At 46.2% G+C, this 13804-nt stretch carries 12 protein-coding genes; 8 read left to right on the plus strand and 4 right to left on the minus strand.

The window, feature by feature from the left end; all coding sequences use genetic code 11:
* Window positions 1–75: 75 nt before the first annotated feature.
* Genes BLU99_RS03360 through BLU99_RS03380 form a run of 5 tightly spaced genes read left to right on the plus strand, consistent with a single transcriptional unit; the run spans window position 76 to window position 5130 of the window.
* Window positions 76–1113 carry a glycosyltransferase family 2 protein gene (locus BLU99_RS03360; RefSeq protein ID WP_091899736.1) on the plus strand — a complete coding sequence of 346 codons (1038 nt, stop codon included), beginning with the start codon at window positions 76–78 and terminating at the stop codon, window positions 1111–1113.
* Window positions 1110–2225, plus strand: a complete 1116-nt coding sequence (locus tag BLU99_RS03365; RefSeq protein WP_091899737.1) for a glycosyltransferase family protein — start codon at window positions 1110–1112, stop codon at window positions 2223–2225. The genes BLU99_RS03360 and BLU99_RS03365 overlap by 4 nt, the downstream gene beginning before the upstream one ends.
* Window positions 2222–3406 carry a glycosyltransferase gene (locus tag BLU99_RS03370; protein WP_091899738.1) on the plus strand — a complete coding sequence of 395 codons (1185 nt, stop codon included), beginning with the start codon at window positions 2222–2224 and terminating at the stop codon, window positions 3404–3406. The genes BLU99_RS03365 and BLU99_RS03370 overlap by 4 nt, the downstream gene beginning before the upstream one ends.
* 12 nt (window positions 3407–3418) lie before the next feature.
* A complete protein-coding gene (locus BLU99_RS03375) occupies window positions 3419–4009 on the plus strand; it encodes an acyltransferase (RefSeq protein WP_091899739.1) in 591 nt (196 codons plus the stop codon).
* Entirely contained in the window at window positions 4006–5130 is a 1125-nt protein-coding gene (locus tag BLU99_RS03380) for a glycosyltransferase family 4 protein (protein ID WP_091899740.1), read from the plus strand. Before BLU99_RS03375 ends, BLU99_RS03380 begins: the two co-directional genes overlap by 4 nt.
* Here BLU99_RS03380 and BLU99_RS03385 read toward each other — a convergent pair whose 3' ends face one another.
* The 3 genes from BLU99_RS03385 to aspS all read right to left on the minus strand — a co-directional run bounded on the left by BLU99_RS03385 (window position 5131) and on the right by aspS (window position 7740).
* Window positions 5131–5469, minus strand: a complete 339-nt coding sequence (locus BLU99_RS03385; protein WP_091899741.1) for a hypothetical protein — start codon at window positions 5467–5469, stop codon at window positions 5131–5133. It lies immediately after the preceding gene.
* A 59-nt stretch (window positions 5470–5528) separates the two neighbouring features.
* Window positions 5529–5843 (minus strand): winged helix-turn-helix domain-containing protein, encoded by a 315-nt coding sequence (locus tag BLU99_RS03390; protein WP_091899742.1) that lies wholly within the window; start codon window positions 5841–5843, stop codon window positions 5529–5531.
* 118 nt (window positions 5844–5961) lie between these two features.
* Window positions 5962–7740, minus strand: coding sequence for an aspartate--tRNA ligase (gene aspS, locus BLU99_RS03395; protein ID WP_091899743.1), 1779 nt, complete (start codon window positions 7738–7740; stop codon window positions 5962–5964).
* Window positions 7741–7881: 141 nt separating this feature from the next.
* On the opposite strand from aspS, the gene BLU99_RS03400 reads away from it, so the two are divergent.
* Window positions 7882–8271, plus strand: a complete 390-nt coding sequence (locus BLU99_RS03400; RefSeq protein WP_091899744.1) for a DUF1573 domain-containing protein — start codon at window positions 7882–7884, stop codon at window positions 8269–8271.
* Window positions 8272–8320: 49 nt separating this feature from the next.
* Here BLU99_RS03400 and BLU99_RS03405 read toward each other — a convergent pair whose 3' ends face one another.
* Window positions 8321–9499 carry a DUF3078 domain-containing protein gene (locus tag BLU99_RS03405; protein ID WP_091899745.1) on the minus strand — a complete coding sequence of 393 codons (1179 nt, stop codon included), beginning with the start codon at window positions 9497–9499 and terminating at the stop codon, window positions 8321–8323.
* A gap of 123 nt (window positions 9500–9622) precedes the next feature.
* On the opposite strand from BLU99_RS03405, the gene yidC reads away from it, so the two are divergent.
* A complete protein-coding gene (yidC, locus tag BLU99_RS03410) occupies window positions 9623–11512 on the plus strand; it encodes a membrane protein insertase YidC (RefSeq protein ID WP_091899746.1) in 1890 nt (629 codons plus the stop codon).
* A 1-nt stretch (window position 11513) separates the two neighbouring features.
* The gene (locus BLU99_RS03415) at window positions 11514–13685 is read left to right on the plus strand and encodes a dipeptidyl-peptidase Dpp5 (protein WP_091899747.1); all 2172 of its coding nucleotides are present in this window, start codon (window positions 11514–11516) and stop codon (window positions 13683–13685) included.
* Window positions 13686–13804: the final 119 nt, after the last annotated feature.

A 13804-nucleotide genomic window follows, 5' to 3' on the forward strand; every position in this document is an offset into this window, starting at 1 on the left:
TCAGGCAGATTATTTGGGGGATATCAAAAAAATGGCTACCTTAGCACAATAAAATCAAAACGGCTACTGTCTAAAATGGGAACAACTTACGATGTAACAGTCGGAATACCCGTCTACAATGTTGAGCATTACATCCAGAAATGCTTGCTATCGATATTGAATCAGACATTTGACGGCAATCTGGAAATTCTGGTTGTCAACGACTGCTGCACAGACAAAACGATGGAGATCATCAGAGAACTACAAGAGACCCATCCCAAAGGACAGCAGATCTTTTGTCACACCCAATCAAAGAATCTGGGTATTGGCATGTCCAGAAACCTGATTATCAAGAAAGCACAAGGCAAGTATTTGCTATTTGTGGATTCCGACGATTATATCACCCCAGACTGTATACAGAAGCTATATGCAGAAGCAGAAAAAAATCAGGCAGAGGTCGTTTATGGTTCAGTCAAGACGATAAACACTAACGTTGAACTCAGCTACCTCTCACAGCCATATAAGGTTTTCAACAAAACCGACGAACTGGCCTCCTATGCATTCCAGAATCTCCATGAGAACCTGCGGAATTATATCTGGAACACGTTATTTCTTGTCAGTTTCTTAAAAGAACAACAGCTTGAATTTCCTCAAAGTCGTTTCCATGAAGACGTGATTTTCAGTACTGACATGGTGCCGTTAGTAACTAAAGCCATATTACTCCCTGATGTCACCTACTATTACGTAATCCGAAATAACTCCCTATCGAACCTTCAAGGAAGAAATACCATCAATCTGCAAGAGATTATGGAGTTCATAGATATCTACACTTACGTCAAGAACAAAAACCAATCCTTGAAGGGGAAACCCTACTATGAAGCCAGATGCGCCAGGAGTATGACGCAGATGCTATATATCGTTTCCGGACTTATCAAAAACAGGAAGATCATCACCCCTGCTCTGACAAACAAAACGATCAAAGACGCGATGAAACATCCTGCCTCTCTATTAGAGATTATGACCTTCAAGAGATATAAGATGGCCAATCTCGCATTCTACGTACTAGGAGTCCTGCCAGGATGGCTTACCGTCTTCATCATCACTGTCATTGCCAAATACAAACACCTGCTATGAAAAAAGTCCTGTTTCTCATATTCCACGGATTTGACCCCAATAATGGAATCAGTAAAAAGGTTTCGTACCAGGTCGATGCACTTAGGACATGCGGCATGGAAGTACATCTCTGCTATATGGACGAGTCATCTTCTAAGAAAAGAATAGTGGACAATACGGTCATTGCAGACTATGGCAATAGTACAATCAGCAAGATCCTTAAAAGAACGGAGTTCGCGTCAATTGTAAAATATGCTATCAACTCACATATCGACTTTGTCTACATTCGTTCGAATCATAATGCGAATCCATTCACCATCAAAATGGTGAAGCGTATGAAGCAGGCTGGCATGAAGGTTGTCTTGGAGATTCCGACATATCCTTATGACACAGAGTACCATGCACAAGGAATGGACAATCTGATCTTCCTTGACAAGGTTTTCCGTCATTCACTGGCCAGGCATTTGGATGCCATCATCACATTCTCTGACGATGAGAGGATCTTTGGACAGCGGACGATCAGAATCTCCAATGGCATTGACTTCCGCAATGTAAAGGTTAAGACAGCAGAAAACGACACAAATAAATCATTGAATCTGATAGGTGTTGCTGAGATCCACGGATGGCATGGTTTCGATAGGGTCGTAAAAGGACTTGCCGTTTATTACGCACAACAGCCTGCTTATATCGTCCGCTTCCATGTGGTTGGATACTTCTACTCTGCTGAGGGAGAAAAGGAATTCAGGAAGACAGTCTCCGACTTACAGATGGATGAATATGTGATTCTGCACGGAAAGAAACATGGAGAGGAACTTGACCGTATTTTTGACTCATGCGACTTCGGCATCGGTAGTCTTGGACGACATCGTGTTGGAATCCAGAGCATCAAAACACTTAAGAATCGGGAATATGCAGCCAGAGGAATCCCGTTTGTTTATTCCGAAACAGATCAAGACTTTGACTGCAAGCCGTTCGTTATGAAAGCGCCTGCCGACGAGTCTGCTATTGACATCAATGAACTTGTTCGATTCTATCGTCAGTTAAGAATGTCGCCTCAGGCCATTCGCGATTCTATCCAAGATCTATCGTGGGAGAATCAGATGAGACACGTAATTAAGGAGATATTTGGATGAGAAAGAGAATCTGTTTTCTAGTCGACAGCATATTCAGTATCGGAGGTGTTCAACGTGTTACTGCTGTGATTGCCAAAGAATTGGCAAAAACCTACGATGTGACTATCGTCACGTTCGACAAGCCAGAAGCCAAAGACCTGTCGCTCTATGAATTGAATGATACTGACATTCACTTTCGTTTCTTCACATATCCGACTGTCAAACGATACAAGAATATAATTTGCAAAGCATATAGCGGACTTTACATGAAACTCCGTCCCAGTTCCAAATGGGCATCCAATCTTTATGCCAGAAGTTCTTTCCCTTATGAACTCCGCCAAGCACTGACAGAAGAGTTAAGACAAGGCAACTATCAAGTTATTATCGGTGTCCATGCGCCTTTAGCAGGAAGATTGGCAACCATCAAGAAGGAACTGCCAGGAGTTAAGACTATCGGTTGGATTCACAACTCTTTCGAGGCTCTATTCGGTGATACATTTATCTACATCGGAGCAAAGCGGAAACGCCACTATGTATACCAGTTCAGAGAGTTGGATGATGTAATCCTGCTTTGCCATCATGATGCCGACTCGTATCAGCGATATGATAGAAGATTCCGGCCAACCGTCATCTATAATCCCTTAACATTGATACCTGACAAGCGTTCTGTAGGAAACTCTAAGACCTTCCTGTCTGTTGGCCGCTTCTCACGACGACATAAAGGATACGACCTACTGATCAAAGCTTTTCACCTGTTTGCCCAAAAGAATACAGAGTGGCATCTAGATCTGGTTGGCGAGGGTGTTGAAGAGGAAATGTACAGAGAGCTAATCCAAGAACTTCACTTAGAAGATAGAGTCACCATCCATCCTTTCACGAACCGCATACAAGATTATTATAGCCAGGCTCAAATCTATGTGCTCAGTTCCAGATGGGAAGGCTTCGGACTTGTTCTCGTTGAAGCCATGGCGCACGGACTACCAGTCGTGTCCTCAGACCTGCCAACAAGTCTGGAAATCATGGGTGATTTCGGTCTCTATTTTAAAAATGGAGATATTGATTCTTTGGCACAGCAACTAGAAGAAGCCACACATATTGACTGGCCATCAAAATCAGAAGAGGCCATCAAGATTGCCCAGCAATTTAACATCGACCAGATTATTGGACAGTGGAAAATACTCATCGAAAATATCAACAACTAATAACATATGCCTATGGACAACAAGCGAATCAGAGAGAGATTGAAAGCTAGTCCGAAACTCAAGAAGCTAATGACCTGGTTCATCATGAATCAGGTTGAAACCCGTCCACGATGGTATATCAGACTGTTCGCGCCCTTATATCAGCACCGAGGCAGACATTCCGTGATCCATCGCTCCGTCAGAATGGACACCCCTCCTTATCGGAGGTTCAGTTTGGGAGATTATTCTGTCATTGAGTCGTTCGCATGCATTAACAACGCCGTGGGTGACGTGAATATCGGCAATTACTCTCGTATCGGTCTGCATAATACCATCATTGGCCCCGTCATCATTGGCAGTCACGTTAATTTGGCCCAGGGGATTACCGTCACAGCTCTCAACCACATCTTTTCAGATCCACAGAAAAGAATCGATGAACAAGGAGTCTGCACTAATCAAGTTATAATAGAAGACGATACTTGGATTGGTGCCAATGCAGTTATTCTGCCAGGAGTGACAATCGGCAGACACTCTGTCATTGCAGCCGGTGCTGTTGTAACGAAGGATATTCCACCACATTCACTAGCAGCTGGTATCCCTGCAAAAATCATCAAACAGATATGAGAATAGGTATTGAAGCGCAACGTATCTTCAGGAAGAACAAGCACGGGATGGATTATGTGGTTCTGCAAGAAATCAAGGAACTACAGAAAATAGACACCCAGAATGAATATTTCGTGTTTGTCGCGCCTGGCGAAGACAAATGCTTGGAAGAATCGAAGCATGTTCATATCATTGAGATAGGTGGCAGCTTCTATCCATTATGGGAACAGTTTTCATTACCAAGAGCAGTCAAGGAGTGGAACCTAGACATATTACACTGTACAAGCAACACTGCTCCGATCTGGTGTCGTATACCTCTCATACTCACGCTTCATGATATCATTTTCATGGAGCCTCGTGACAAGTCGAACAAGTCCTTCTATCAGAATATGGGATGGCTTTACAGACGATTGGTCGTACCTCGCATTCTCAAAAAATGCAGGCGTATCATCACCGTATCAAACTACGAGATGAACAATATTGTATCAAGACTGGGTATTCCTCAGAAAAAGATGGTGATGATATATAATGGTTATAATGATTGGTTCAAACCTATTCAGGACCTCAATCAGGTATACAAGAAGTATATTGACGTTCAAGGTTATTTCTTTTTCCTTGGCAATACAGACCCTAAGAAGAACACCGAAAGGACACTAATCGCTTATTCCAAATATCTGGAGAGATCGAATGTTAAACGCAAACTTTTGATGGCCGACCTAGATAATGAGTACTTGAAGGCAATTATTGAGAAAAACCATATCGAGAATATCTGGCGAAGAGTAGTCATTCCTGGCTACATTGTCAACAATGACCTGCCGTATATATACAATAATGCTTTTGCATTCCTTTACACCTCTCTCAGAGAAAGCTTCGGGATTCCCCTTCTGGAAGCGATGGCCTGTGGTACTCCTGTCATAACATCCAACACTTCATCCATGCCAGAGATCGGAGGCCCTGATGCTATTCTCGTCAATCCAGAAGATTCCGATGAGATTGCGAATAAGATGATACAGTTAGAAGAGGATGACCTTTTTTACAGAAAGCAAGAAGATATAGGTATCAGACGTGCGGAACAGTTCTCTTGGCGACAAACGGCAGAGATGCTTCTGAGTGTCTACGAAAAGGTATATAAGCAGTTATAATCAGAGGAACAGATCCAAAGAGAGGTCTTTCGGCGAGTTCTCCTCTTTTTCCTCTGAACTTGATTCCCGTTTAAAATCAATCATCAACTGTCGAGCATCCTGATTATTCTGGATGTTCAGGCGGTAATATCCACGACGATCCATGCTCTCAATCAGAGATAAAGAAGATTTTGAGTTCTTGAGAAGATACTGTTGGACATAAGAATGGATATTCTCCAAATCCGGGGTATAGAACAAGGAAGAGTTCAGGTTATAAACATGCTTGGCCAACAGCTGTACGCTAATGCCCTTGTCACCAACATCGGTAAGGATTTGAAGTATCTGTCTGTCGTATGTCATGTGATTAAAAAAGGCCGGTAACACGAACTTACCGACCTTTTCTATAGTACGTTAACGGATTAAGCTAATGTAACCTTCTCCCCGGCGTTAACGAGCTTGCCCTCTTTAAAGAGCCAACCCAGACCGAGAAGAGTCTCCTCCTCTGAAATCTTCGCAGCCTTTGCAATCTCCTTCACGGTAAGTGCTTTTCCTGCTGCTGCCAGTGCCTGATAAACATCTCCTGCCTTGAAACCGATGTTCTCCGCATTCACTGCGAGAACAGACTTTTTGGCTGCTGCCTTAGGAGCAGCTGCTTTCTTTACAGTTGTGGTTTTCTTAGCTGCGGCTGCCTTTGTCTCAGTAGCCTTCTTAGCTGTTGCTTTCTTTTCTGCCATAGTTAAAAAAATTAATTCGTATTGAAGTGAATACTCCTCATAAATTTTTCGTGTGCAAAAATACCACTATTATTTCAGACAAGTTATTGATATTTAGGCTTTTTTAGCAAAACGCAGCCTATTCTTGATGTATGTCAACCGACGATTGCAGATCCAATTTCAGTTGTAATTCTTCTAGTTGTTTGGGGTCCAATTCGCCTGGAGCATCTAACATCACATCACGTCCGCTGTTGTTCTTCGGGAAGGCGATACAGTCACGAATACTATCGAGACCAGCCATCAATGAGACAAAACGGTCAAGGCCGAAAGCGAGACCTGCATGAGGAGGTGCGCCATACTTGAAGGCATTGATAAGGAAACCGAACTGAGCCATCGCGCGTTCTGGTGTAAAACCAAGGATCTGGAACATCTTCTCCTGCAACTTTCCATCATGAATACGAAGTGATCCTCCGCCGACCTCCACGCCATTGCAGACGAAATCGTAGGCAACAGCACGTACTTTTTCCGGAGCCGTATCAAGCAGAGGTATATCATCGGGGTTCGGCATCGTAAACGGATGATGCGTAGCCATCAGACGCTGCTCCTCATCGCTCCACTCAAAGAGCGGGAAATCTACAATCCACAGACAGACGAACTGATTCTTGTCACGAAGTCCAAGACGGTCACCCATCTCCAAACGCAGCGTGCAGAGCTGCACTCGGGTCTTATTGGCATTATCACCACTAAGAATCAATACCAAGTCACCGTCCTTGGCACCCATCACCTCCTTCAATCTTGCCCATACTTCCGGCTCATAGAATTTTTCTACGCTTGACTTGACAGAGCCATCCTCATTGAACTTCACATATACGAGTCCCTTGGCGCCGACCTGCGGACGCTTCACAAAGTCAGTAAGCTGATCCAACTGTTTGCGGGTATAGTTCGCACAACCAGGCACACAGATACCACCGATATAATTAGCATCGTTGAATACTGGGAATGATCCCGTTCCTTTGAGAACATCCATCAGCTCGACGAACTCCATACCAAAGCGGAGGTCTGGTTTGTCAGAGCCGAAACGGCGCATCGCCTCATGCCATGTCATACGCTGCAAAGGCGGCAGTTCGACACCACGAACCTCCTTAAACAGGTGACGAGCCATATCCTCGAACAACTGGAGCACGTCCTCCTGTTCCACGAAAGACATCTCACAGTCGATCTGTGTAAACTCAGGCTGACGGTCCGCACGCAAATCTTCATCACGGAAGCATTTGGCAATCTGGAAGTACCTATCAAAACCACTCACCATCAGCAACTGCTTTAATGTCTGCGGTGATTGTGGCAAAGCATAGAACTGCCCAGGATTCATACGAGAAGGCACTACGAAATCACGTGCACCTTCTGGTGTAGAACCAATCAGAATCGGAGTCTCAACCTCAATGAAATCCTTTGAATCCAAGAAGTTACGAATCAGGATTGTCATACGATGACGCAACTCGAGATTCTTTCTGACAGCAGCACGACGAAGATCGAGATAACGATACTTCATCCGGATATCGTCTCCGCCATCGGTATTATCTTCAATCGTAAAGGGGGGTGTGAGACTCTCACTCAAAATATTCAGTTCTTTCACTAGAATCTCCACATCGCCCGTCGGCATCTTTGGGTTCTTGCTCTGGCGCTCACTGACCTCTCCCTTTACTTGAATACAGAACTCACGGCCAAGTTTGTTCGCGCGCTCACAAAGCTCTGCATCTACGGCCTCGTTGAAAACCAGCTGCGTAATACCATAGCGGTCACGAAGGTCGACAAATGTCATACCTCCCATCTTTCGACTACGCTGTACCCAGCCAGCGAGTGTCACGACACTACCTGCATCGGAAAGCCGTAGCTCTCCACACGTCTTGCTTCTATACATATTTAAACTATTTTTATTCTTTTGAGGTGCAAAATTACATAAAAAAATGATAAGTAGCAAATATAATTCTTAATTCTTATTTCTTATTTCTCAATTTTTTATTATCTTTGCCACCGAATTTAATTAAAAAACCATACAGAGATGAAGAAACTAATTGTATTGACAATGATGTTCTTATGCGGAATGACAGCCGCATTTGCACAGAAACCTGCAGAGATCAAATTCGAAAAGTTAACTCACGACTTCGGAACTTTCTCTGAAAAAAATCCTGTCGTGACCTACACCTTCATCTATACCAATGTAGGCGAACAGCCTCTTGTTATCAATCAGGCTGTTGCCAGTTGTGGATGTACAGTACCAGAATACACGAAAACTCCCGTCAAACCCGGAGAACAAGGAAAGCTCAAAGTGACATACAACGGAACGGGTAAATTCCCAGGTCATTTTAAGAAATCCATCACGGTGAGAACCAACGGAGCCGTTGAGATGACAAGGCTCTACATTGAAGGCGATATGACAGAAGCCAAATAAATTAGAAACAGCCCACCAACTGGTGGGCTGTTTGCTTATCTACTTAGCATCAGAACGCATAGGTGAAACCTAACGAACTGTACTCCTTAAACTGCCAATAGCCTAAATCACTGTCATACACGCCTGCGTCGTCAAAGCGCGGGAAGAGGAACAGATTGGCTGTGATATACTTCGAGACGCGCAACTCAAAGGTATTCTCCCACTCGATCTCTGCTCGCTTGTAAGAAGTGAAGGCATAGAGTCTTGACTTCCATGTGACATTCTCATTCATCTTCCATACCAAGTCGGCCGTCAACTGAGAACCGAAATCAAGCAAGGTATGCTTACCAACCTTCAGGCCATAACTAGGTCCAAGGGGGAGACGTCCCACATAACGATAGTTAACAGCAAGCGGAGAGAGGTTGATCGTTCCCGTCAGTCGTTTGTTCTTGCTCTCAACTTTGTAGTCCATACCAAGACCCAGGTTCAGGTTGAATGGTGACATGAAATCCGAGTAGGTAAAGGGATCGTTAGATTTCAATCCCCTGGTAAACTGCGTGTACGCCAGCAGTTGGAGCGTATAATACCAGTTCTTAGCGGCCTCAAGTCCCAATTTACTTGTAAAACGAAGCAGGTCTTCGTTAGCCTTAAACTTGTGGAGCGAGTCTGTTCGAGAACGGAGGAAGCCAAGCTTCATTTCCAGTTTGTTATCCCACTTCCATTTATTCTTATTATCGTAATTTGCCTCCAACGTTAGGGCGCCAACCATAGAGTAATTGCTTTCACCACCCTTATACCAGTTGCCAGATACATAGTTCTGCATGAACTGAAGGAACCCGTCACCCTTCTTGGTCCAGAATTTAGGTTTCTGAACCATCAATGTGTCAAGAATCTCTTCTGGCGCATCAATAACAGGAGCCTCGACCTTCTCCACAAACTCAACCTGATTCTCTATCGGTGTATACACATCTTCACGGATATTACCAGTCTCTTGCAATTCCGTTTCAGTGGTACTTACCAGATCCGGACGATTCAGATAGATGTTCAGCAGGGCAGCGTCAACCTCATCAATGACAGCATCCTTACCTGCCGACTCCGAGTTCAAAGCCAACGTCTTGTCGGCTACATTGTGATAAAACGTCAACGGTGCGAACAGACGGTAATAACGTCCGTCCAGAGTGTCGTTTGGCTGCGCGGCGTCTGCGCTGAGCACAGAGACTGCCGCAAAGAATAATATTAGTTTTCGCATAACTATTTGCAAAGTTACATTTTTTTCTTTATCGATTGCATACTTTTCGCATTTTTTTCGTAATTTTGCACCTTGATTTATTGTGTAAATATATAAATTAAGCAAAACATAAACGAATAAACAATGAATAAAGACACCATTATCGGGTTCGTGCTCATCGCTTTGGTATTAATCGGGTTCAGCTGGTACAACCAGCCCTCGGCCGAGGAGATCGAGGCCGCACGAAAACAAGACAGTATTGCAGCAGCCATCAAGGATAACGCAGTCAAGCAGCAGAAGGCCAGCGAGGCCGAGCACAAAGCGCAGGCTGAGGCCGAAATCACGGACGATTCCACGGCCATCTTCTTCTCTGCCCTTAAAGGTACCAACCAGCCTGTCATCCTCAAGAACGACAAGGTTGAGCTGACTTTCAGCACCAAGGGCGGCACCATCTCGAAGGCAGTCATCAAAGGCTTCGAAGACCGTGACAATAAAATGGATGTAACCCTCTTCGACGAGAAGACCCAGCAGATGAATTTCATGTTGGCTGGCAAGTCGGAGAACATCATCACACAAGATCTATATTTCACACCCTCAAACATTTCCGACTCAACGGTAACGATGACGGCACAGACAGGCAACGGTGGCAGTCTTGTGCTCGACTATACGCTTGGCAAAGACTATCTGCTGCATTTCTCCCTACAGGTTAAGGGACTGAACGGCATCTTTGCACCTAATTACAAAGAGATGGATATTGAGTGGACTGACCTCGCACGTCAACAGGAAAAAGGTTTCACGTTCGAGAACCGCTACTCTACCCTCACCTATAAAGAAAGTAAGGGAGGAACCGACTATCTGAGCGAGACGTCAGAGAAGATCGACGAGAAGATCGAGAAGTCGCTCGATTGGGTAGCCTTCAAGAATCAGTTCTTCTCTGCCGCCCTGATTGCAAAAGACGACTTCGCAGCCAACTCACTGATGACAAGTATTCCCCAGGAAAAGGGATCAGGTTATCTGAAGCAGTTCTGCGCTAAAATGAAAACCGCCTTCGACCCCTCTGGCGTGCGTCCGTCTGAGTTTGAGATGTATCTTGGTCCTAACGACTTCCGTCTGATCAAGGATGTAGAGGAACAGAGTGCCTTCGGCAAAGACCTCGATCTGGAACAACTTGTCTATCTCGGATGGCCACTCTTCCGCTATATCAACCGTTTCTTCACGATCTATGTGTTTGACTGGCTGACCTCATGGGGCTTCTCGATGGGTATCGTACTGATTCTGATTACCCTGTTGCTGAAGGCTATTACCTTCCCAATGGTCAAGAAGAGCTATATGTCATCCGCCAAGATGCGTGTGCTGAAGCCGAAACTCGACGAGGCAACCAAGCAGTACGACAAGCCCGAAGACCAGATGAAGAAGCAACAGGCCATGATGCAGATGTACTCTCAGTATGGTGTTTCGCCCCTGAGTGGCTGTCTGCCCATGCTCATCCAGATGCCCATCTGGATTGCGATGTTCAACTTCGTGCCAAACGCCATCCAACTGCGTCGTCAGTCCTTCCTTTGGATTGATGATCTCTCGACCTATGATCCTATCGTGGAATGGGGCACCCATATCTGGGGTATTGGCGACCATCTGTCGTTGACCTGTATTCTCTTCTGTGTGGCCAACGTGCTCTACAGCTATATGACAATGCGCCAGCAGAGAGACCAGATGGTTGGTCAGCAAGCCGAGCAGATGAAGATGATGCAGTGGATGATGTACCTCATGCCCCTCTTCATGTTCTACCTGCTTAACGACTACTCTTCTGGTCTGAACTTCTACTACTTCATCTCGCTGTTCCTCTCGGCAGCCATCATGTGGGTGCTCCGCAAGACGACCAACGACGAGAAGTTACTTGCCATTCTGGAAGCCAACTATCAGAAGAACAAGAATAATCCGACAAAGAAAACCAGCGGACTCGCTGCTCGCCTCGAAGCCATGCAGAAGCAGGCCGAAGAGATGCAGCGCCAACGCATGAACCAACAGAAAAAATAACATGAAAAAGATATCAACCCTCGTAGTTCTGTTCGCATTACTCACACTACACCCTCTCACCTCAAAAGCAAAAGACGACGTGAAAATCGGAAAACAGAATATCAAGTTGTCAACTGACCTGATGACCCCCGAGGCCCTATGGGCGATGGGGCGCATCGGTAGTGCAGAGGCAAGTGCCGACGGTAAGCAGATTGTATACCAGATCGGTTACTACAGCGTCAAGGCCAACAAGAGCCAACAGAAGATTGCAGTTATCAATGCCGATGGTACAGGTAACACCACGCTGACCACGGGCTCTAAGAGCGAGACCGATCCCACATGGTATCAGGGCAAGATTGCCTTCTTGTGCGATGGCCAGCTCTGGGTGATGAATGCCGACGGCTCTGAACGCAAGCAGATATCCAACACATCCAAGGACATCGAAGGTTTCAAGTTCTCACCCGATGGCAGTAAGGTCATTCTGCTCCACTCGATCGACTTCAACGAGATCATCAAGAAGAACCCGGATGATCTGCCCAAGGCGTCGGGCCGACTGGTAACCGATCTGATGTACCGTCACTGGGACCACTATGTGGAAAGTATTCTACACCCCTTTGTGGCTGACGTGACTGCCGAAGGCATCAAAGACGGTATAGACATCCTTGAGGGCGAGCCCTACGAGTGCCCGATGGAGCCTTTCGGAGGGATTGAGCAACTGGCATGGAGCAACGACTCGAAATCCATCGCCTATACCTGCCGCAAAAAGACAGGCATCAACTACGCCATCTCCACCGACTCCGACATCTACCTATTTAATATAGGTACAGGAGAGACAAAGAACCTCTGCAAGCCGGAGGGATATGTAGAGCCGGAGATCGACCCTACCAAGACGATGAAATACCAGAAGGTCAATGCGGAGGAGAACCTGAAGAACAATGTAGGCTACGATACCAACCCCCAGTTCTCGCCCGACGGCAAGTATATCGCGTGGCTGTCGATGGAGCGCAACGGCTATGAGGCCGACCGTAACCGTCTGTGCTGCTATAACCTCGCTACAAGTGAAAAGCGCTATCTCACGGAATCGTTCGACTCAAACGTCGATGAGTTCGTATGGAGCGACTCTAAGGATGCGATGATCTACTTCATCGGCGTATGGCATGCCACAGAGAATCTCTATGCCGTCAACTGGAAAGGTGAAATGAAACAACTCACCAACACTTGGGCCGACTTCGGATCCATCCACCTGATGAACAATGGCCGTCAGCTGCTCATGGAGCGCCACTCTTACACAGCACCTGCCGACCTCTATGTGGTAACGCCATCCTTTAAGAAGCCAGAGAAGACCACTGTCACGCAACTCACCTTCGAGAACAAGCATATCCTCGACCAACTCGGCAAGCCCACCGTTCAACAGCGTTGGGTGAAGACTACCGATGGCAAAGACATGCTCACGTGGATTATCCTGCCACCCAACTTCGACGAGTCTAAGAAATACCCCACCTTGCTCTTCTGCGAGGGTGGTCCACAGAGTCCCGTATCACAATTCTGGAGCTATCGCTGGAACTTCATGATCATGGCTTCCCACGGCTATGTCGTCGTAGCTCCTAACCGTCGCGGACTACCTGGTTTCGGCCAGGAATGGCTGGAGCAGATCTCTGGCGACTGGACAGGTCAGTGCATGAAAGATTATCTCGCTGCCATCGATGATGCGGCTAACAACCTGCCCTATGTCGACAAAGACAAGCTGGGTGCCGTGGGTGCCTCGTTCGGAGGGTTCTCCGTCTACTATCTCGCTGGTCACCACGACAAGCGTTTCAAGGCTTTCATCGCCCATGACGGTGCCTTCAATCTGGAGTCGATGTATACCGACACAGAAGAGGTATTCTTCTCCAACTGGGAATACGACGATGCCTATTGGAACCAGGATCAGACCGCTAATGCCACACGTACCTACGAGTATTCACCCCATAAGTTTGTCGACAAATGGGACACGCCTATCCTGTGTATCCACGGCGAGAAAGACTATCGTATCGTCTACAACCAGGGAATGGGTGCCTTCAATGCCGCCCGTATGCGTGGCATACCGGCAGAGTTGCTGATCTTCCCCGACGAGAACCACTGGGTGCTGAAGCCACAGAACGGTATACTCTGGCAGCGCACGTTCTTCAACTGGCTCGATCGTTGGTTAAAGTAGAGTGGGACTTTCCTCGGAGCAAAGTGGGACTTTCCTCGGAGCAAAGTGGGAGTTTCCCCGGAGCAAAGTGGGAGTTTCCCCGGAGCAAACCGATAGATGCAAAATATAAAGTAATAGAA

It is taken from the genome of Prevotella sp. lc2012 (assembly GCF_900107065.1).
Classification (GTDB): Bacteria; Bacteroidota; Bacteroidia; order Bacteroidales; family Bacteroidaceae; genus Prevotella.